Here is an 18,832-nt window from a genome sequence, read left to right on the forward strand (position 1 = left end):
TACAGCAGCGGCATCCGCCCCCTCTGCTGTCTCGCCTGGGCGCACCGCAAGAAGCAGGCGGCAGAACACCCGAGGTCAGGCGTATCGCGGTGAGGTTCCGGTCGCGCGCTCGATGAGCCGCTGCACCATCTCGTCGGAGGTCGTGTTCTCGCCGGGCAGATTCGGTTTTCCGGTGCCGTGGTAGTCGCTCGATCCCGTGATGATCAGGTCGTGCTTCGCCGCGATCGCATGCAGCGCCTTCTTGCCCGACGCGGTGTTCTCACGGTGATCGATCTCGAATCCGCCCAAGCCCGCAGCGATCAGCCGCTCGATGAAATGCAGCGGCATCATATGATCGCGGGCGACCGTCGCGGGATGTGCGATGATCGCCACTCCTCCGGCGTCCGTGATCAGACGCACCGCTGTGAGCGGATCCGGCGCGTAGTGCGGTTCGTAGTAGCCCTCGCGCGGGTGCAGGATCCCGTCGAACGCCTCGGTACGATCGCGGACGATCCCTCGTGCGACGAGAGCGTCGGCGATGTGCGGGCGGCCGACCGTCGCGTCGAGGGTGGTCTGGGCGAGGACATCGTCCCAGTCGAGGTCGTAATCGCGACCGATGCTGCGGACGATCCGCTCGGCTCGGCCGATTCGATCCCCTCGGATCCGGTCGGTCTCGGCTGTGAGCGCCTCGTCGAGCGGGTCGAACAGATAGCCCAGCACGTGCACGCTGCGCCATTCGTGCTTCGCCGAGAGCTCCATGCCGGGGATGAACGTCATCCCGAGCTCGGTCGCCGCCGTTGCGGCCTCATCCCACCCCGTGGTGCGGTCGTGATCGGTCAGCGCCATCGTGCGCACCCCGAACCGCCGCGCCTGATGCACGACCTCGGCGGGCGCCTCCGTGCCGTCCGAGTGATTGGAGTGCATGTGCAGGTCGGACGGACCGGCGAAACGGCGGGAGCGAGCGGTGGCCATGCTCCGAGCGTACCGACGACGGCAGACCCCGGTCGCGCATGCCGTCGCTCTAGGGAGTTCACAGAGAGGACTTCTAGGCTGGAGGAGATGTTTCGACTACTGGGGATCCTCTTCACCGTGCTGTTCGCGATCGCGACGGCAGTCATGGTGTGGCCGCAGTTCTTCCGCCTCGAGCAGACCTTCCCGTTCGCGCAGATCGTCGCCGCCCGTGGAGTCGTGCTCGCAGCGTTCCTCGTCATCGCGGCACTGTCGCTGCTCTTCCTCCTCGCGAAGCCGTTGCGTGGCTTCGCGGCATCGGTCCTGATCGTCGCGCTGCTCGGGGCGGGGGCGACCGGAGCCATCGGCTTCCTACGCGGTTTCGGTGCGGACACTCTTCCCGCGGCGACGGATTCGAGCATCAGGGTGCTCACCTGGAACACCGCCGGTGACGAGGTGTCTGCCGAGGAGATCGCCCGCGAGATCGTGGATCGAGGCGCCGACATCATCGCACTGCCCGAGACCACGGAGGAGGTCGGAGAGCAGGTCGCCGTGCTGCTGCGTGACCAGGATCACCCGATGTGGGTGCACCACGTGCAGTTCAAACCCGACGTCGTCGACGGTCCCAAGTCGTGGCACACGACCGTCCTGGTCTCCCCCGACCTCGGTGAGTACTCCGTGATCGCATCGTCGGAGGACGGCTCGAACAACACCGGCTCTGTGCCCAGTGCAGTGCTGATGCCGGTCGATGGCCAGGGTCCGACGATCGTCGCCGTGCATGCCGTCGCACCTCGCATGGACGACATGGCGCAATGGCAGAGCGATCTGCGCTGGATCGCCGACCAATGCCCTGCGGGCGACTTCATCCTCGCCGGGGATTTCAACGCGACGATCGACCACATGGCGGGACTCGGCGTCGACGGCGGCGACATGGGCTATTGCCGCGACGCGGCCACTCGATCAGGCAACGGTCTCAGCGGAACCTGGCCGAGCTCGCTGCCGGCGCTGCTGAGCACGCCGATCGACCACGTCATGGCATCGCCCAGCTGGACGACCACCGGATCGGTCGTGATCGGCGGCGGCGGTGGCAGCGACCATCGCGGCCTCGTCGTGCAGCTCGAGCCCGCAGGCTGACATCCCGCGGTCGTCGCACAGGTGACAGACTGGAGGGATGAGCACCGCAGAAGGCGACACGATCGCAGAGCCCACCACAGAGACCCCCGTCGAAGCCACGACCACGAACCGGAAGCAGCCCTTCCCGCGCGGATTCCTCGACACGATCTCGACGGGATGGGCCGAGCGACCCGAGTCGATTCCCGCGCCCCGCGCACAGGCGCCGTTCGCCGCCGTGCGCCGCGCCGCCGTCTCCGCCGCCTTCCCCGGCAAGCGTCTGGTCATTCCGGCCGGCTCGCTCAAGCAGCGCAGCAATGACACGGACTACCCGTACCGCGCACACTCCGCTTTCGCGCACCTCACCGGCTGGGCATCGGATGCCGAACCCGACTCGATCCTCGTGTTCGAGCCGACCGACTCGGGTCACGACGTGACGCTCTACTTCCGAGAGCGCGCCGACCGCACCACGACCGAGTTCTACGCGGATGCCACCGTCGGCGAGTTCTGGATCGGCCCTCGCCCGTCGCTCGCCGGGGTCGCCGCAGACCTCGATGTCGCGACCGAGCACCTCGCAGAGTTCTCGAGCGCCGAGGGCGAGCTCGTGCTCGAGGAGGACGACGACCTCACGCGCTTCGTCTCAGAACTTCGTCTCGTCAAGGACGAGTACGAGATCGCCGAGATGCGCAGGGCAGTGGACATCACCGCTCAGGGCTTCGAAGACGTCATCCGTTCGCTTCCCGACGCGATCGCGCACGCCCGAGGCGAGCGGGTCGTGGAGGGTGTGTTCCACCGGCGCGCTCGCGAAGACGGCAACGGCGAGGGCTACGACACGATTGCCGCATCCGGCCCTCATGCCTGCTACCTGCACTGGACCCGCAACGACGGAACGGTCGTGCCCGGAGACCTGATCCTCGTGGATGCCGGCGTCGAGGCAGACAGCCTGTACACCGCAGACATCACCCGCACGCTCCCGGTCTCCGGCACCTTCACCGAGGTGCAGCGCCGGGTGTACGAGACCGTGCGCGAGGCCGCGGATGCCGCGTTCGCCGCCGCGCGGATCGGCGTGCGCTTCCGCGAGGTGCACGAGGCCGCCATGCGCGTGATCGCCGCCCGCGTCGCAGAATGGGGTCTGCTTCCGGTGACCGCGCAGGAGGCGCTGGATGCGGATGCCGGTGGACAGCACCGTCGCTACATGGTGCACGGCACGTCGCACCATCTGGGCATCGATGTGCACGACTGCGCTCAGGCCCGTCGGGAGATGTACTACGACGGCATCCTCGCCCCCGGCATGGTGTTCACGATCGAGCCCGGTCTCTACTTCCAGATCGACGACCTCACCGTGCCCGCTGAGTACCGCGGTATCGGGGTGCGCATCGAGGACGACATCCTGATGACCCAGGACGGTCCGGTCAATCTCTCCGCCGACATCCCGCGCACCGCCGACGAGGTCGAGGCCTGGATCGCCCGCGTCCAGAGCTGAGCCGGCTGCGTGCACGAGGACGAACTCGAGCTCACCGAGGAGACCGCTGGGCGACTGATCGCCCAGCGGTTTCCGGCGCTCGCCCACCTGCCGATCGAGCGCGTACGCACCACGGGCACCGCTGCGTCGGGTGATGCCTACGCGGGCGCATCCGCGACGATCTCGACCTTGAATCCCTGGTCGTTCTCGACCCACCCCGCATAGTGATCCGGCCCGCCTGCATGCGGATACCGGTCCTGATACAGCGGACGCCATCCATGTGCCTCGGCATCGCCGATGATCGCGTCGACCTCTGCCCGGGTGCCGCCCCAGAACGCCAGGTGATTCATCCCGGCGCGACGGCGGTCGTGATCGGCGCGTGTGAGGTTCGGTGACGTCGTCACCGTCACGTACGCGTCCTCCGCCGACCAGGTGCGCCCACCTGGCCACTCGCCGGTGAGGTCGAGACCGAGCCGTTCCAGCAGCCAGCCCCAGCTGCCCGAGGCTTCATCGATGTCGGGCACCCAGATCTCGACGTGGTGCAGGCCCTTCACGATTGCCGCACGAAGTCCGAGACGAACGGTGCGAGCGACGCGCCGATCTCGGACGCCGGGCGCTTATGCCCCTTCACTTCGAAGGTGTGACCGCCGCCCTCGATCCAGACGACGCGGGCGTCCTGACAGGTCGAGACGACTTCCTCGAACTGCGTCACAGGCTGGATGAACGGATCGTTCGTGCCCTCGATGAACAGCTGCGGAACGCTGATGGTCGGAAGGTGCTCGGCCCGCGGCTTCTCCGGCTTGCCAGGCGCGTGCAGCGGGTACCCCAGGTACGCGAGCCCGTCGACGGAGAGTCCCTGCGCGACGGCCATGGACGCCATCCGCCCGCCGTACGACTTGCCGGTCGCCCAGATCGCCGCAGCCGGGTCCTGCCCGCGCGCGAAGGCGACCACGGCGTTCCAGGTCGCGATCGCGTGCGTCGCCGGTCCCGGCATCCGACGCCCCTGCTCGACGTACGGAAAGTTGAACCGCAGCGTGGAGTGTCCCCGGGAGGCGAGCTCTTCGGCGAAGCCGGTGAGGAAGGGGTGGTCTTTGCCGGTGCCCGCGCCGTGCGCGACGATCACGGTCGATCCGCTGTCCCCCGCCGACCAGTCCGCCGAGACGGTGGCCGGACCGGCGGGCAGATCGACGAGGATCTCGACCATCAGGCGCGCAGGTAGGGAATCGCGAACGGCACCCTCATGACCTTGCCGCTCGAAGCCTTCACCATGCCCATGATGACCAGGACGACGTGGAAGACCGACAGCGCGAAGTAGATCGTGATCGGGATACCGATGGGGTAGAACCCGCTCGACGGAGAATCGGCCGTGAGGGAGAACAGGATCACGAAATGCGAGATGAGCAGGACCGTCGACACCAGCAGGTACGTCAGACCCCAGTTCGCGGCGGCCCGAGCGTTCTCACTGGCCACGCCTCCGAAGCGACGCGACGATCCGCCGCTGACGGCCATGGCGATCCCTGAGGCGAATCCGCCGACGAACGGGAACGGTATCAGGATCAGAAGGCCGAGAGCCCACGGGAGAAGGCCGCGCGGGGGCACGGCAGCGGGATACGTGCCGACCGGATAGCCCTGTGCCGGGTAGCCCTGTGCCTGATAGCCCTGTGCCTGATAGCCCTGTGCCTGATAGCCCTGTGCCTGATACCCCTGGGAAGGAGGCGTCTGCGGCGGGGCATATCCGACCGGCTGCTGAGGCGCCGGAGCGTGACCTGGAGCCGCGGGGGGAGCGTATCCCGGAGGCTGCGGCGCAGGCTGCTGCGCATGCCCCGGGGTCTGGGGCTGAGCGTAGCCGTACACGGGTGCGGGCGGCACCGGCCCCTGTGCGGGAGGCATGACAGGTGCGGGAGGAACAGGAGGCACCGCGGGGTGTGCGGGCGTCCCAGAGGAGTCGGCCTCGCGCTGTGCGTCGGACATCAGATGGTTCCCGTCGAAGTGGGCGGATGACCGGGCTTACCCGGGTCAGGCGAGTCGATCGGAGGCGCGGTCGGATCTGCGGGGCGCGGCGGAACCGTGGGCTCTTCCGGAGCGGCCTCGGGGCCGCCGAGCGGCGGGGTCGGTCCGGCTCCGGGAGTCGGGGCCTCGGGCGAGACGGGAGGCCCTGCCGGAGGCGCAGGAGCGGGCTGGCCGCCCGGAGCGATGCGCTCGCCGTACCTCGGCGGCTCGTCCAGGTCGACGGGCGCACGCACCGGTGCGGGCTTGGCCCCGCCCAGGGCGAGACGCGCCTTCGCGAGCGATGTCGTCTGCACTCGCACCTCATAGTGGTCTGCGGCGAACTGGGTGACGCTCGCGAAGTCGCGGCGCCGACGCACGATCGCGTACGTCACCAGGCTGAGGAGCATTCCGAGCGCGACGCCGATGAAGACGAACCCGACGAAGAGCTGGATCGGCACCTCGGGGTTGCCGATCACGAGGATCGCCGAGAGGAAGAGGCCGATGAGGACTCCGTTGATCGCACCCGATCGTGCGGCGGCGGCATAGCCGAGTCGCCCGGTGATGCGCTCGACCGTCCGGACGCTCTGCCCGATGATCGCGATGTCTCGGGCCGGCACCTCCTGGGCGATCAGTTTCGACACCGTCTTCTGGGCGCCTTCGTAATCGCGGGTGGAGGCGACGATCTCGCCCTCATCGCGGCTGTCAGCTGGACGGTTCAGCATGCTCATCCCGCCATTGTTCCATGCCTTGTGGTGACAGGGCCGGGAGTGTGTCGTGCCTCGGCCAGCCAGAGGCCGCAGCACGACCCCGCGCACTACGCTGGACGAGTGAGCACACAACGGGTATTCGCCGCGCGCCTGGCAGGCTGCGCCGTCTTCGATCCCGTGGGCGACCGGCTCGGCAAGGTCCGAGATGTCGTCATCGTGTACCGAAGTACGGCCGCCCCGCGTGTCATCGGACTCGTCGTCGAGATCCCCGGACGCCGACACGTCTTCCTGTCGATAGGCCGGGTGACGTCGATCCGTGCGGGCCAGGTCATCAGCACCGGGCTCATCAACGTTCGCCGCTTCTCGCCCCGTGCCGGCGAGGTGAGGGTTCTCGCAGAGCTCCTCGGTCGACGCGTCAGCCTCGTCGACGGCACCGGCACGGCTGTGATCGAAGATGTCGCCATCGAGCCGAACCGCCTGGGCGAGTGGGCCGTCAGCCAGCTCTTCCTCCGTCGCCCGAAGACGAGCGCGTCTCCGTTCGCGAAGGGCCCGACGACCTTCGCCGCCTGGAGCGAGGTCGCCGAGCAGCGCTCGCCCGGCGAGTCGCAGTCGGCCGAGCAGCTCGTGGCCTCTTACTCCGAACTGCACGCCGCCGACCTCGCGAACACTCTGCTCGATCTGCCGCAGCAGCGCATGATCGAGGTCGCAGAGGAGCTCTCCGACGATCGTCTCGCCGATGCTCTCGAAGAGATGCCCGAGGACGAGCAGGTGCACATCCTCGACCGCCTCGGCGATGAGCGAGCCGCCGACATCCTCGACCAGATGGAGCCGGACGACGCCGCAGACCTCCTCGCCCAGCTGCCGCCGAATCGTCTCGAGCAGCTGCTCGAACTGATGGAGCCGGAAGAGGCCGAGGACGTCAGGATGCTGCTGCGCTACGGCCCTGACACAGCCGGCGGTCTCATGACGCCCGAGCCCATCATCCTCTCCGCCGACGCCACCGTGGCCGAGGCGCTGGCGCTCATCCGGCGTCACGAGCTGCACCCGGCCCTCGCCGCAGCCGTGTTCGTGACCCTGCCGCCCTTCGAGACGCCGACCGGCAGACTGCTCGGCATGGTGCACTTCCAGAGGATGCTGCGCTACCCGCCGCACGAGCGTCTCGGCGCGATCATGGACGACAGCCTCGACCCCGCGCGCGTCACCGCGTCGGCGGCCGAGGTGGCCAGGATGCTCGCGAGCTACGATCTGGTCTCGCTTCCGGTGATCGACGCCGCCCATCGGCTGGTCGGCGCGATCAGCATCGACGACGTCCTCGACTATCTGCTGCCCGACGACTGGCGCACGCATGACAGCGACGAGGCGACGATCGCGAAGGAGGTGCGCTGATGCCCCGCTCGCGCTCTCGCTCCTCCCAGCTCGACGCCCCGCTCGGCCGGGGCACCCCTCGGCAGCGGCCGACGTCACGCGATCGCTTCGGCCGTTTCACCGAATGGGTCGCCCGCGCCATGGGCACCCCGGCGTTCCTGCTCATCCTCACTCTGTTCTGCGTGCTCTGGATCTGCTGGAACACCCTGCTGCCCGACCACCTGCGATTCGACGACGCCGCGCTCGGCTTCACGGCCCTCACTCTCATGCTGTCGCTGCAGGCGTCGTACGCTGCCCCTCTGATCCTCCTCGCGCAGAACCGCCAGGACGACCGCGACCGCGTGCAGATCGAGCAGGATCGCCAGCGCGCCGAGCGCAACCTCGCCGACACCGAGTACCTCGCGCGGGAGATCGTCGCACTGCGGATGTCGCTCGAAGAGCGCAACAACCAGGTCGTGACCCGCGATGTGCTGCGCCACGAGCTCAAGGCGCTGCTCGCCGAGCTCGGCGAGCAGGACGACGAGGGGATCGAGCGACGCCCCCGCGGTCGCTCCACATCATCATGAGCTCATCCGACTCCGTCCGAGCGGCCGTCGCCGCTGTCACCGACCCCGAGCTGCGCCGCCCCATCGGCGACCTCGACATGGTCAGAGAGATCAGTGTCGATGGAGCACACGCGCACGTCGCGATCGTGCTGACGATCGTGGGCTGTCCGGCAGCGGCCCGCATCGAATCCGATGTCCGCGCCGCGGCCGCATCGGTGCACGGCATCGCCGAGGTGGACGTCGAGGTCGGCGTGATGACACCGTCCGAGCGCAAGGCGCTCACCGAGAAGCTCCGTGACGGGCGGCCCCCTCGCCAGATGCCCTTCGGCCCGGACTCCCTCACTCGGGTGATCCTGGTCTCGAGTGGCAAGGGCGGCGTGGGCAAGTCCACTGTGACCGCGAACCTCGCCGTGGCGCTCGCCGCTCAGGGGCTCTCGGTCGGCCTTGTCGACGCCGACGTGCACGGCTTCTCGATCCCGGGGCTCCTCGGCATCCCCGCCGGAACGCAGCCCACGCGCATCGACGACCTCATGCTTCCGCCGGTCGCCCACGGCGTGAAGACCATCTCGATCGGCATGTTCCTCCGTGACGGCGAAGCCGTGGTCGCCTGGCGCGGACCGATGCTGCACCGCACCGTGCAGCAGTTCCTGACCGACGTGTTCTTCGGCGACCTCGACATCCTGCTGATCGACATGCCTCCCGGCACCGGTGACATCGCCATCTCGATCGGGCAGCTGCTGCCCCACGCCGAGGTGCTGGTCGTCACGACACCGCAGACGGCAGCATCCGACGTGGCGATCCGCAGCGGGCTGGTCGCCCGTCAGACCGGACAGCGGGTGATCGGCGTGGTCGAGAACATGGGCGCCCTCACTCTTCCGGACGGCACCGTGGTCGACCTGTTCGGCTCCGGCGGCGGCGCGGCAGTGGCCGACGCGCTGTCGGAGACGCAGCCCGCGCCCCTGCTCGCATCGATCCCCCTCAGCCCCGCGCTTCGGACGGGAGGCGACGAAGGCGTGCCCGTGGTGCTCAGCGCCCCCGGGGACGCGGCCGCCGTCGCGATCCGGGATCTCGCAGCATCCCTCGCGACTCAGGGGCGAGGCCTCGCCGGCCGATCGCTCCCCATGACCCTGGGCTAGCACGGTCGTGGCTCTCGCCGTCGACGAACAGCTGCTGAGGGGCATGGCACGCGACGCCGCGATCTACGCCCTCACCCGCCCCGTCGCGATCGTGATGTGGATCGCCCTCCTCGCGGCATTCGTCGTCAGCATCCTCAATCTCACCGCCATGCGCGGCGCCCAGGGCCTGGCGGGTCTGCTGCCCGTCGCCAGCATCGCCCTCATGGTCTATGCCGTCGTCATGACGGTCGTCGGTGCCAGACGCGCTGTTCGGGCCGCCACTCCTCCCGGCAGCACCGTGTGGCTTCGGCTCGACGACAGCGCTCTTCATGTCGGAGCCGGCAGCCGATCGTCGGACATCGCGTACAGCACCTTCCAGAGCGTGCGGGCCGGCCGACATGCCGTGCTCTTCACGCTCCGCGGGGCGTCTGCGATGACGGCGGTCCCGCGTGCGCTGTTGTCAGACGATGACATCGCGACGCTCCGGTCGAGGATCGACTGACCGCGATCAGGGCGGGAGACGGCCTCGTCCGAGTCACGTGGCTTCGGGATCGAACGGCGGCGGACTCGCGAGAGAGAACTCGGGGCGCACCCTCGGTATCCGCACGGGCTTCACCGTCGGCTCGGCGACGACAGCCTCCGCCTGGGCGGGCCCTGGCGCCGTGTCGTCCTCGAAGAGGGCGTCGCGGATGATGCGCCTGGGGTCGTACTGCCGAGGGTCGAGCTTGCGCCAGTCGACGTCGTCGATGTCGGGACCCATCTCGTCGCGGACGCGCGTCTTGGTGTCGCGGAGGAACTCGCCGGCGCGCCGAGCGAGCTTCGCGACGCTCTCGGCGTAGCGGGGCAACCGCTCCGGTCCGATGAGCAGCGCAGCGATCAGACCGATGAGCAGCAGCTTCTCGAAGGTGATCCCGAACTGCATGTGTCCAGGCTACCGCCGCGCCTGCCGTTGTGCCGCGCACCGAGCGCATACGCTGGGAGAACACATATCTCAGTCGGGAGAATCAGTCAATGAGCGAGAACGATGCGAACGCACGTTTCATCCGCGAGTCGATCGTGGAGCCTTCGCCGATCGCCCGCGCGCGTGCGCACGCCATCGAACTCGGCGCCTCGCCGATCAGCGCTGCCGTCGGCTCGCAGATCGCCGTGCTGGCCGCGGCGACGGGTGCCAGATCGATCGTCGAGATCGGCACCGGGGCAGGCGTCTCCGGCCTCTGGCTGCTGCGCGGAGCACCGCAGGCCGTGCTCACCTCCATCGACAACGAACCGGAGCATCTGGCTGCAGCCCGTCAGGCGTTCTCCGACGCCCGAGTCCCCCCGACGAAGGCTCGTTTCATCACGGGTCGCGCCGCTGACGTGCTCCCGCGCATGAACGAGGCGTCGTATGACATCGTGCTCGTCGATGCAGACCCCGAGAACGTCATCGACTACGTCGAGCACGGTCTGCGGTTGGTTCGCACCGGAGGAATGGTCCTGGTCCCCCGGATTCTCGGTGGCGGACGAGTGGCCGACCCGGTGCAGCGTGACGAGGTGACCTCGGCCTATCGCTCGCTCGTGCAGGAGACCCAGGAGTCGTCCGCGGTGCTCGCGACCGTCTCGACCTCCGGCGAAGGCCTGCTGCAGCTGATCAGCGTCGGCGAGGCCTGAGCCGCCGACGCCCCGCACAGACGGAAGAGGGCGACGGATCGATGATCCGTCGCCCTCTTCGTGAATCCGCGTGCGCGAATTCGAGTTCGATCAGGCGGGCTTCACGACGGCTGCCAGCACGTCGTGGAGTTCCTTCGCCTCTGCGTCGTTCACGGAGACGACCAGACGGCCGCCTCCTTCGAGCGGGACGCGCACGATGATGAGTCGTCCTTCTTTTACGGCCTCCATGGGTCCGTCTCCGGTCCTCGGCTTCATCGCTGCCATCGTGGGCTCCTTTTCCTCCGGTGGTATGCGATCAGTTTATCGGGTGTTACCGGAACCTGGATGTCCCCTATGAAGAAATGCATCAAGCCTTAACATTCACGGCACCTGCCAGAACGTGTTCCCCAGGGCATAGATGTGGTAAATCCAGAGCCACTGACCCAGTAGGCAGACCGCCAGAACCCCGAGCCGCCAGAGGCGAGAGCGCGGCACGGCAAGCGCTCCCCAGGCAGGGCTCAACGGCAGAAGCAACCGGAAAGTACTCGACTGGGGGAAGAAGACGGCGAGCAGGTAGAGAAGGTAGCTCGCACTCCACAGCCTCAGATCGGAGCCGAGGGCGCGCACCTGCGGCAGGTAGAGCAGAGCAGCGCCTGCCGCGACGACGAGGAGCGCGAGGGCAGCCGGACCCCACGCACCGGGAAGCCCCCACTGAGCGAACCAGAACTGGGACGCCTGGATCCAGCCTTCGAAAGGCACGAAACCCTCCACGCCGCCGATGAGCCAGTTCCTGCGCCAGGCGAGCTCGGTCGCGAGGTACGCGCCAGGGTCGCCGGTGACGATGCCGGCGATGACCTGCCACGAGAAGCCGGTGACCGTGGCGAGGGCGCCGAGCGCCACGATGTGCACGATCTCCCGCGGGGCGAGCGGGTCCTCTCTGCGGCGCCACCAGCGGAGTATGCCGTGCAGACCGAGGTAGAGCGCGAATGCGAGGATCCCCGGCCTCGTGAACGCCATCACGGGGATGAGCAGATAGAGCCAGACGTAGTTCCTGCGCATCGTCGCGTCGAGCGCCAGGAAGAGCAGGAGGAGGAACAGCGTCTCGGCGTATCCGACCTGGAACATCGCCGCGATCGGGCCGGAGGCGAAGAACACCACCGACCACATCGTCGCCCGCGCCCCGATGCGATCACGCAGCAGTCGGTGCAGCGCGAGACACGCGAAGTACCCGGCCACGAGAGACAGCAGGAACGCGCCCATCCCCCACGAACCGAAGACGAACCCGACCGTCTTGGCGGCGAAAGCGAACACCGGCATGAACGCCCAGGCGTTCTCTGCGACCTCACCGGATTCGGTGAGCGGAAGAGACGAGGGATACCCCTCTTCGGCGACGAGCCAGTACCACTGCGCATCCCATCCGACGATGAAGTCGGCGAGCCCCGGCTCTGCCCCGAACCTCGACAGGGACGTCGACTGCGTCGCCGCCGCGATCATCATCGCCGTCGTCACGGCGCGCGCCGTGAGGTAGATCACAGCGATCCGCAGCGCCAGCGGCGCCGCCGCCCATCGGCGGGTCGCCGTCAGCGCGAACTGAGCCATGCGCGCAGTCCTCGCTCGACGGCGTCGATCTGCGCGAGCGGCACGCGCTCCTCGTCGTGGTGCGCGAGGTGCGGGTCTCCCGGTCCGTAGTTCACGGCGGGGATGCCGAGGGCCGAGAAGCGCGCGACATCGGTCCATCCGTACTTGGGGCGCGGCTCGGCGCCGACCGCAGCGACGAAGTCCTGAGCGATCGGCGCGTCGAGACCGGGCCGCGCACCTTCCGCGGCGTCGGTGATCTCGACGTCGAAGCCGGCCAGGAGGTTGCGGATGTGCGCTTCCGCATCCGCAACCGACTTGCTCGGGGCGAACCGGTAGTTCACCTCGACCTCACACGCATCGGGGATCACGTTGCCCGCGACTCCTCCGGTGATCCGGACGGCGCTCATGCTCTCGCGATAGAGCAGTCCGTCGACTGCGATCTCCTTCGCGCGGTACTCGGCCAGACGCGCGAGGATCGGGGCCGCCCGATGGATGGCGTTCTCGCCGATCCAGGCGCGGGCGGCGTGCGCGCGGACGCCGGTGGTGCGCACGATCGCACGCATCGTGCCGTTGCATCCGCCCTCGACCTCGCCGTTCGACGGCTCGCCGAGGATCGCGAAGTCGGCCCGGAAGAGATCGGGCCGCACCGCGGCGAGGAGCGCGAGCCCGTTCTTCGACGCCTCGACCTCCTCGTTGTCGTACCACATCCAGGTGATGTCTACCGAGGGCTCGGTGAGCTCGGCGGCGAGCTTGAGCTGCACCGCGGTGCCGCTCTTCATGTCGACCGTTCCGCGGCCCCAGAGGTGGGCGACACCGTCGATCACGATGTCCTTCGTCGGCACGTTGCCGTTGATCGGCACGGTGTCGATGTGTCCTGCGATCGCCACCCGTTGGGCTCGTCCGAGGTTCGTGCGGGCGACGATCGTGTTGCCGTGGCGGATCACCTCGAGATGCGAGCACACGGAGATCGCCTCCTCGATGGCGTCCGCGAGCGTCGTCTCGTCACCCGAGACACTCGGGATGTCGCAGATCGCGCGGGTCAGGTCGACAGAGGACGCTGTCAGATCGAGCATCATGCACCCAGCCTACTTACCCCGACATCTGTGCGATCGTCCACGTCCGCTCGCGATACCGTGGAGGCATGACTGAGGCGCGCACCGTGTGGGGTACCGGACTTTCGACGATCGCCGGCGACGGCACAGTTCTCGACGCGTGGTTCTCCGAGGTGCTCACCGAAGCGCCGTCGTCCGAAGACGCCGCGGCCGCACTCGTCGCGCTCGAGGCCTTCGCCGGCCCCGACGAGCGCCGCAACGTCACCGTCGAGACCGTGCAGCTGCACATCGATCTGGATGCCGCGCCCACGTCGACCGTCGACGCCTACCTGCGGCTGCATGCGCTCTCGCACCTCGTCGTGCGACCGAACGAACTCAACCTCGACGGCGTCTTCGTCCACCTGCCGAACGTGGCCTGGACCAACGCCGGCCCCGTGCACCCCGATGACGCCGCACGACTTCGCCCGCTGCTCCAGCGCGCTGGGATCCAGGTGCAGGGGCTCGACAAGTTCCCGCGGCTCACCGACTACGTGCAGCCTGCGGGCGTGCGCATCGCTGACGCCTCGCGCGTCCGCCTGGGCGCCCACCTCTCCCCCGGCACGACCGTGATGCACGAGGGCTTCGTCAACTTCAACGCGGGCACGCTCGGTGCGTCGATGGTCGAGGGCCGCATCTCCCAGGGCGTCGTCGTGGGCGACGGCAGCGACATCGGCGGCGGCTCGTCGATCATGGGCACCCTGTCGGGCGGAGGCGCCCACCGCGTCTCCATCGGTTCGCGCACGCTGCTGGGCGCGAACGCAGGAATCGGCATCTCACTCGGCGACGACTGCGTGGTCGAGGCGGGGCTCTACGTCACCGCCGGAACGAAGGTCGTCCTCGTCGACGGCCCCGTGACCGCAGAAGGCGGCAAGAAGACGGTGAAGGGCGCCGAGCTGTCGGGGCAGGATGGACTGCTGTTCCGCCGCAACTCGCTGAGCGGCGCAGTCGAGGCCGTGCGACGCGCGGGCGTCGGCGTCACTCTGAACGAGGCACTGCACGCCTGAGCGACTCGCGGAGGCGTGCCGCGTCCCAGGCTTCTCCCCCTGACGCGTGATAGTGTCGAACCGACGATCCTCGCCACGCGAGACGTCTGCGTCGTCGACACGCTCCCGCGCCACTTGCCTGGTTCTGGCCTTTTCGAACGGCGAAACGATGCGCGATCCCGCGCCGTCGCCCACCCTTCCGCACCCGGCCCGTTGGTACGTGCGTGCATTTTCACGGAGATACACCCCTATGACTTCCTTCCTCGATCTCGGCGTGCCCGCCGACCTCGCCGCCGTCCTCACCAAGGACGGAAAGACCGAGGCGTTCGCGATTCAGCGCGACACGCTTCCCGACTCGCTCGCCGGTCGTGACCTGCTCGGCCGCGGCCGCACCGGCAGCGGCAAGACGATCGCGTTCGCGCTCCCCCTCGTGGCCCGCCTCTCCGCGTCTTCGCGCAGCAGCCGCCCTGGCCACCCGCGTGGACTCGTGCTCGCCCCGACCAGGGAGCTCGCCACCCAGATCGCAGCGACCATCGCACCGCTCGCCGAGGCCAAGGGCCTGCGTGTCACGACCGTCTTCGGCGGCGTCAGCCAGCGCCCGCAGGAGCAGGCGATGCGCAGCGGCGTCGACATCGTCGTAGCCTGCCCCGGCCGTCTGGAAGACCTGATGAAGCAGCGGATCGTGCAGCTCGACGCCGTCGAGGTCACAGTCCTCGACGAGGCCGATCACATGGCCGACCTCGGGTTCCTCCCGGGCGTCACGCGCATCCTCACCGCCACGCCGGCCGGCGGCCAGCGTCTGCTCTTCAGCGCGACCCTCGACCGCGGCATCGACACCCTCGCCCGCCGCTTCCTCTCGAACGCCGTCAGCCACGAGGTCGATGAAGAGAGCGTCCCCGTCGGCGAGATGACCCACCGCGTGCTGGTCGTCGACTCGACCGACAACAAGACCGAGCTCGTGCGCGAACTCGCGTCCGGCACCGGCCGCCGCATCCTCTTCACCCGCACGAAGCACCAGGCCAAGAAGCTCGCGAAGCAGCTCACCGCGGCGGGGATCCCGGCCGTCGACCTGCACGGCAACCTGTCGCAGAATGCGCGTGAGCGCAACCTCAGCGCCTTCTCGGCGGCCCCCGAAGCCGGCGGCGTCCGCGTCCTCGTCGCCACCGACGTCGCAGCACGCGGAGTGCATGTCGACAACGTCGATCTCGTCGTCCACGTCGACCCGCCGATGGAGCACAAGGCGTACCTGCACCGTTCGGGCCGCACCGCTCGTGCCGGGGCAGCCGGAACCGTCGTCACGGTGGTGCTCCCCGAGCAGCGACGCGATGTGAAGGACCTCCTGCGCAAGGCAGCGATCAGCGCGGCTCTCGAGCCCGTCACGACAGCCGCCGTCAGCGAGCTGGTTCCCGAGCGCGCCGCACACGTGCGTCCTGCTCCCGTCCAGCAGCAGCAGCAGCGCCAGGCACCCAAGCAGCGTCCGGCTGGCGGTGAGCGCAACTCGGCCGCCAACCCGCCGTCGCGTCGCAGCCGTCGTCCCCGCTCGGGCCAGGGCGGCCAGGGTGCACCGGCAGCGCAGGCCGGCTCACGCCAGGGCGGATCCCGTCAGAGCGGCCAGTCGCGCAGCCAGGGCGGCCGCGGCTGGAGCTCGCAGGGTCGCTGACCCCAACTGTCACAGAGGCGGGTGCGCCGATGCTCAGGCATCGACGCACCCGCCTTTCTGCGTACTGCCGCGAAACCCGTGGTGTCGCGCGCGACGTCAGCGCGTCTGGAAAGTGCGCTCTGGAGACCCTGTGTAGAGCTGCTGCGGGCGACCGATCTTGGTCTGCGGGTCGAGCTGCAGCTCACGCCACTGCGCGAGCCACCCGGGCAGACGACCGATCGCGAACAGCACGGTGAACATGCGCGTCGGGAAACCCATCGCCTTGTAGATGACCCCGGTGTAGAAGTCCACGTTCGGGTAGAGACGACGCTCCTTGAAGTAGTCGTCTGCGAGAGCAAGCTCTTCGAGCTCCTGAGCGAGGTCGAGCAGCGGGTCCGTGACGCCGAGCTCGGCGAGGACCTCACCTGCGGCCTCCTTGACGAGCTTGGCGCGGGGGTCGTAGTTCTTGTAGACCCGGTGCCCGAAGCCCATGAGCTTCACGCCCTCTTCTTTGTTCTTCACCCGCTCGACGAAGCGAGAGACGCTCTGACCGGAGTCACGGATCTGCCCGAGCATGGTGAGGACGGCCTCGTTCGCACCGCCGTGCAGCGGCCCGGACAGGGCCTGGATGCCCGCGGAGATCGACGCGAACTGATTGGCGCCGGTCGAACCGACGAGGCGCACGGTCGAGGTCGACGCGTTCTGCTCGTGGTCTTCATGCAGGATGAGCAGCAGCTCGAGAGCCTTCGACATGACGGGGTTGACCTGGTACTCCTCGGAATGCACACCGAAGTTGAGCTTGAGGAAGTTCTCGACGAAGCCGAGGGAGTTGTCGGGGTACAGGAAAGCCTGGCCGACGCTCTTCTTGTGCGCGTAGGCGGCGATGACCGGCAGCTTCGCCAGCATCCGGATCATGTTCAGCTCGACGTGCTCGGGGTTGTGCGGGTCGGTCTGGCCCTCGTAGTACGTCGAGAGCGCGGCGACGGCCGACGACAGCACCGACATCGGGTGCGCGGTGTGCGGAAGCGCCGAGAAGAAGCGCTTCAGGTCTTCATGCAGCAGCGTGTGCCGACGGATCTTCTCGTCGAACTCGGCGAGCTCGGCGGCGGAGGGCAGCTCGCCGTAGATGAGGAGCCAGGCGACCTCGAGGTAGCTCGTCGATCCGGCGAGCTGCTCGATCGGATACCCGCGGTAGCGCAGGATGCCCTTGTCTCCGTCGATGAACGTGATCGCGGACTTGGTCGACGCGGTGTTGACGAAGCCGTAGTCGAGCCCCGTGTAGCCGGTCTGCCGCGTCAGCGTCGAGAAGTCGATGCTGTCGTTGCCTGCCGTGCCTCGCAGGAGTGGGAACTCAGCGGTCGTATCGCCGATCGTCAGCTTCGCTGTCGCCTGCTGCTCTGCCGCTGCGCTCACGCGGGCCTCCTCATGGATCTTCATCAAGTCGGATGTGGCGATGTCACGGCGCTGTGCACCAGGTCTGTTCGAGATCATCGATACACGACCGAATCGCCTTTACAGCCTAGTAGGCACACAGGCCTACTGTGACAACCGACAAAAGAACCATCAGTCTGAGGCCAGAACCTACACGGCTTGTTCACGCAGGCGACGGGCGCCCTCGGCGATCCGTTCGGAAGGAGCCGTCAGCGCCAGCCGCACGTGCTGACTCGAGGACGCACCGTAGAACGGGCCAGGACCCGCGAGGATGCCGAGATCGGCCAGCCTCTCGATGCTCGTCCAGGCATCCTGCCCCTCGGTCGCCCACAGGTAGAGACCGGCTTCCGAGCCATCGATCCGGAAACCGGCGGCTTCGAGCGCCGGTCGCAGCATGTCGCGCCGCGCACGGTAGAGCTCCTTCTGGGCCGCGACGTGCGTGTCGTCGCCTAGGGCCACCGCCATCGCGTGCTGCACCGGCTCCGGCGGCATCAGCCCCAGGTGCTTGCGCGCGGTGAGCAGCTCGCCGACGATGCGCGCGCACCCTGCCACGAAGGCCGCACGATATCCGGCGAGATTCGACTGCTTGCTGAGCGAATAGACACTGAGCAGATTCGACCGGCTGCCACCGGTCACACGCGGATCGAGGACCGAAGGGATCGGCTCGGTCGCCCACTGACCGTCCCACCCGAGCTCGGCGTAGCACTCGTCACTCGCGAGCACGGCTCCCAGCTCACGCGCCCGCAGCACCGCGACAGACAGTTCCTCCGCGGTCCAGGTGCGGCCGTCTGGGTTGCCCGGCGTGTTGATCCAGATGAGCTTGGTGCCCTCTGGCCAGTCGGCCGGATCGTCGGAAGGCAACGGTGTGGCTCCGACGACGCGGGCGCCCACCTCGTAGGTCGGGTACGCGATCCGGGGATGCACGACGATGTCACCGTCGCCGAGACCCAGCAGAGTCGGCAGCAGCGCCACGAGCTCCTTCGAGCCGATGGTGGGCAGGACGTTGTCGACGGTGAGGTCGGCCACTCCCCTGCGGCGGGCATACCACGCGACGATCGCCTCGCGCAGAGCGGGCGTGCCGACGGTCTGCGGGTACGCGTGCGCGTCCGTCGCGTCCGACAGCGCTCGGCGGATCAACTCGGGCGTCGGGTCGACGGGCGATCCCACGGACAGATCGACGATCCCCCGCGGATGCCGGGCGGCACGCTCTCGGTACGGGACGACCGCATCCCACGGATAGTCGGCGAGGTCGCGGACGCTCACG

General features: G+C 68.4%; 20 protein-coding genes. 9 read left to right on the plus strand and 11 right to left on the minus strand.

Translation table 11 applies throughout. The annotated features are described in order from the left end of the window. Positions 1-75: 75 nt before the first annotated feature. Positions 76-951 (minus strand): PHP domain-containing protein, encoded by an 876-nt coding sequence (locus ACIOU8_RS05095; RefSeq protein WP_400786488.1) that lies wholly within the window; start codon positions 949-951, stop codon positions 76-78. An 87-nt stretch (positions 952-1,038) separates the two neighbouring features. Here ACIOU8_RS05095 and ACIOU8_RS05100 point away from each other — a divergent pair, with 87 nt between their 5' ends. Both ACIOU8_RS05100 and ACIOU8_RS05105 read left to right on the plus strand, forming a co-directional pair. Further along, on the plus strand, positions 1,039-2,061 hold the full coding sequence (locus tag ACIOU8_RS05100; RefSeq protein ID WP_400786490.1) for an endonuclease/exonuclease/phosphatase family protein: 1,023 nt from the start codon (positions 1,039-1,041) through the stop codon (positions 2,059-2,061). 37 nt (positions 2,062-2,098) lie between these two features. Continuing rightward, complete coding sequence (locus ACIOU8_RS05105) at positions 2,099-3,520, plus strand: aminopeptidase P family protein (protein WP_400786492.1); 1,422 nt, start codon at positions 2,099-2,101, stop codon at positions 3,518-3,520. Between the two features lie 137 nt (positions 3,521-3,657). On the opposite strand, the gene ACIOU8_RS05110 is transcribed toward ACIOU8_RS05105, so the two are convergent. Genes ACIOU8_RS05110 through ACIOU8_RS05125 form a run of 4 tightly spaced genes read right to left on the minus strand, consistent with a single transcriptional unit; the run spans position 3,658 to position 6,216 of the window. Then, positions 3,658-4,053 carry a VOC family protein gene (locus ACIOU8_RS05110; protein ID WP_400786494.1) on the minus strand — a complete coding sequence of 132 codons (396 nt, stop codon included), beginning with the start codon at positions 4,051-4,053 and terminating at the stop codon, positions 3,658-3,660. Then, a complete protein-coding gene (locus ACIOU8_RS05115; protein ID WP_400786496.1) occupies positions 4,050-4,703 on the minus strand; it encodes an alpha/beta family hydrolase in 654 nt (217 codons plus the stop codon). Before ACIOU8_RS05115 ends, ACIOU8_RS05110 begins: the two co-directional genes overlap by 4 nt. Continuing rightward, a complete protein-coding gene (locus ACIOU8_RS05120; RefSeq protein WP_400786498.1) occupies positions 4,703-5,470 on the minus strand; it encodes a DUF4870 domain-containing protein in 768 nt (255 codons plus the stop codon). Before ACIOU8_RS05120 ends, ACIOU8_RS05115 begins: the two co-directional genes overlap by 1 nt. Then, positions 5,470-6,216, minus strand: a complete 747-nt coding sequence (locus ACIOU8_RS05125) for a general stress protein (RefSeq protein WP_400786500.1) — start codon at positions 6,214-6,216, stop codon at positions 5,470-5,472. The genes ACIOU8_RS05120 and ACIOU8_RS05125 overlap by 1 nt, the downstream gene beginning before the upstream one ends. 99 nt (positions 6,217-6,315) lie before the next feature. On the opposite strand from ACIOU8_RS05125, the gene ACIOU8_RS05130 reads away from it, so the two are divergent. The 4 genes from ACIOU8_RS05130 to ACIOU8_RS05145 are packed head-to-tail and all read left to right on the plus strand — an operon-like array spanning position 6,316 to position 9,722. Further along, entirely contained in the window at positions 6,316-7,581 is a 1,266-nt protein-coding gene (locus ACIOU8_RS05130; RefSeq protein ID WP_400786503.1) for a magnesium transporter MgtE N-terminal domain-containing protein, read from the plus strand. Then, entirely contained in the window at positions 7,581-8,126 is a 546-nt protein-coding gene (locus ACIOU8_RS05135) for a DUF1003 domain-containing protein (protein ID WP_400786506.1), read from the plus strand. The genes ACIOU8_RS05130 and ACIOU8_RS05135 overlap by 1 nt, the downstream gene beginning before the upstream one ends. Continuing rightward, positions 8,123-9,241 carry an Mrp/NBP35 family ATP-binding protein gene (locus ACIOU8_RS05140; RefSeq protein WP_400786508.1) on the plus strand — a complete coding sequence of 373 codons (1,119 nt, stop codon included), beginning with the start codon at positions 8,123-8,125 and terminating at the stop codon, positions 9,239-9,241. Before ACIOU8_RS05135 ends, ACIOU8_RS05140 begins: the two co-directional genes overlap by 4 nt. Before the next feature lie 7 nt (positions 9,242-9,248). Then, positions 9,249-9,722 (plus strand): YcxB family protein, encoded by a 474-nt coding sequence (locus tag ACIOU8_RS05145; RefSeq protein WP_400786510.1) that lies wholly within the window; start codon positions 9,249-9,251, stop codon positions 9,720-9,722. A 33-nt stretch (positions 9,723-9,755) separates the two neighbouring features. Here the strand turns inward: ACIOU8_RS05145 and ACIOU8_RS05150 are convergent, their stop codons facing one another. Then, the gene (locus ACIOU8_RS05150; RefSeq protein WP_400786512.1) at positions 9,756-10,142 is read right to left on the minus strand and encodes a Sec-independent protein translocase TatB; all 387 of its coding nucleotides are present in this window, start codon (positions 10,140-10,142) and stop codon (positions 9,756-9,758) included. Positions 10,143-10,231: 89 nt separating this feature from the next. Here ACIOU8_RS05150 and ACIOU8_RS05155 point away from each other — a divergent pair, with 89 nt between their 5' ends. Beyond that, positions 10,232-10,867 (plus strand): O-methyltransferase, encoded by a 636-nt coding sequence (locus tag ACIOU8_RS05155; protein ID WP_400786514.1) that lies wholly within the window; start codon positions 10,232-10,234, stop codon positions 10,865-10,867. Between the two features lie 90 nt (positions 10,868-10,957). Here ACIOU8_RS05155 and ACIOU8_RS05160 read toward each other — a convergent pair whose 3' ends face one another. From ACIOU8_RS05160 to dapE, 3 genes are all read right to left on the minus strand, one after another. Beyond that, entirely contained in the window at positions 10,958-11,131 is a 174-nt protein-coding gene (locus tag ACIOU8_RS05160; RefSeq protein WP_079112537.1) for a DUF3117 domain-containing protein, read from the minus strand. A 96-nt stretch (positions 11,132-11,227) separates the two neighbouring features. Further along, positions 11,228-12,445, minus strand: coding sequence for a hypothetical protein (locus tag ACIOU8_RS05165; RefSeq protein ID WP_400786516.1), 1,218 nt, complete (start codon positions 12,443-12,445; stop codon positions 11,228-11,230). After that, positions 12,427-13,500: a succinyl-diaminopimelate desuccinylase gene (gene dapE, locus ACIOU8_RS05170; RefSeq protein ID WP_400786518.1), complete on the minus strand. Its 1,074-nt coding sequence runs from the start codon at positions 13,498-13,500 to the stop codon at positions 12,427-12,429. Before dapE ends, ACIOU8_RS05165 begins: the two co-directional genes overlap by 19 nt. Before the next feature lie 65 nt (positions 13,501-13,565). Between dapE and dapD the strand changes: the two genes are divergently transcribed. Both dapD and ACIOU8_RS05180 read left to right on the plus strand, forming a co-directional pair. Then, positions 13,566-14,519, plus strand: coding sequence for a 2,3,4,5-tetrahydropyridine-2,6-dicarboxylate N-succinyltransferase (dapD, locus tag ACIOU8_RS05175; RefSeq protein ID WP_400786520.1), 954 nt, complete (start codon positions 13,566-13,568; stop codon positions 14,517-14,519). 229 nt (positions 14,520-14,748) lie between these two features. Continuing rightward, positions 14,749-16,158, plus strand: coding sequence for a DEAD/DEAH box helicase (locus ACIOU8_RS05180; RefSeq protein ID WP_400786522.1), 1,410 nt, complete (start codon positions 14,749-14,751; stop codon positions 16,156-16,158). 96 nt (positions 16,159-16,254) lie between these two features. Here ACIOU8_RS05180 and ACIOU8_RS05185 read toward each other — a convergent pair whose 3' ends face one another. Together ACIOU8_RS05185 and dapC are read right to left on the minus strand one after the other, a co-directional pair. Continuing rightward, the gene (locus tag ACIOU8_RS05185; protein ID WP_400786525.1) at positions 16,255-17,574 is read right to left on the minus strand and encodes a citrate synthase; all 1,320 of its coding nucleotides are present in this window, start codon (positions 17,572-17,574) and stop codon (positions 16,255-16,257) included. 144 nt (positions 17,575-17,718) lie between these two features. After that, positions 17,719-18,831 carry a succinyldiaminopimelate transaminase gene (gene dapC, locus ACIOU8_RS05190; RefSeq protein WP_400786528.1) on the minus strand — a complete coding sequence of 371 codons (1,113 nt, stop codon included), beginning with the start codon at positions 18,829-18,831 and terminating at the stop codon, positions 17,719-17,721. Position 18,832 lies beyond the last annotated feature (1 nt).

This window comes from Microbacterium sp. NPDC087589 (assembly GCF_044743635.1).
Taxonomy (GTDB): domain Bacteria; phylum Actinomycetota; class Actinomycetes; order Actinomycetales; family Microbacteriaceae; genus Microbacterium.

Coding starts and splice junctions, on each gene's coding strand:
- ACIOU8_RS05095 (WP_400786488.1), bottom strand. CDS start 951: ATGGCCACCGCTCGCTCCCGCCGTTTCGCCGGTCCGTCCGACCTGCAC.
- ACIOU8_RS05100 (WP_400786490.1), top strand. CDS start 1,039: ATGTTTCGACTACTGGGGATCCTCTTCACCGTGCTGTTCGCGATCGCG.
- ACIOU8_RS05105 (WP_400786492.1), top strand. CDS start 2,099: ATGAGCACCGCAGAAGGCGACACGATCGCAGAGCCCACCACAGAGACC.
- ACIOU8_RS05115 (WP_400786496.1), bottom strand. CDS start 4,703: ATGGTCGAGATCCTCGTCGATCTGCCCGCCGGTCCGGCCACCGTCTCG.
- ACIOU8_RS05120 (WP_400786498.1), bottom strand. CDS start 5,470: ATGTCCGACGCACAGCGCGAGGCCGACTCCTCTGGGACGCCCGCACAC.
- ACIOU8_RS05125 (WP_400786500.1), bottom strand. CDS start 6,216: ATGAGCATGCTGAACCGTCCAGCTGACAGCCGCGATGAGGGCGAGATC.
- ACIOU8_RS05135 (WP_400786506.1), top strand. CDS start 7,581: ATGCCCCGCTCGCGCTCTCGCTCCTCCCAGCTCGACGCCCCGCTCGGC.
- ACIOU8_RS05140 (WP_400786508.1), top strand. CDS start 8,123: ATGAGCTCATCCGACTCCGTCCGAGCGGCCGTCGCCGCTGTCACCGAC.
- ACIOU8_RS05150 (WP_400786512.1), bottom strand. CDS start 10,142: ATGCAGTTCGGGATCACCTTCGAGAAGCTGCTGCTCATCGGTCTGATC.
- ACIOU8_RS05155 (WP_400786514.1), top strand. CDS start 10,232: ATGAGCGAGAACGATGCGAACGCACGTTTCATCCGCGAGTCGATCGTG.
- ACIOU8_RS05160 (WP_079112537.1), bottom strand. CDS start 11,131: ATGGCAGCGATGAAGCCGAGGACCGGAGACGGACCCATGGAGGCCGTA.
- ACIOU8_RS05165 (WP_400786516.1), bottom strand. CDS start 12,445: ATGGCTCAGTTCGCGCTGACGGCGACCCGCCGATGGGCGGCGGCGCCG.
- dapE (WP_400786518.1), bottom strand. CDS start 13,500: ATGATGCTCGATCTGACAGCGTCCTCTGTCGACCTGACCCGCGCGATC.
- dapD (WP_400786520.1), top strand. CDS start 13,566: ATGACTGAGGCGCGCACCGTGTGGGGTACCGGACTTTCGACGATCGCC.
- ACIOU8_RS05180 (WP_400786522.1), top strand. CDS start 14,749: ATGACTTCCTTCCTCGATCTCGGCGTGCCCGCCGACCTCGCCGCCGTC.
- ACIOU8_RS05185 (WP_400786525.1), bottom strand. CDS start 17,574: ATGAAGATCCATGAGGAGGCCCGCGTGAGCGCAGCGGCAGAGCAGCAG.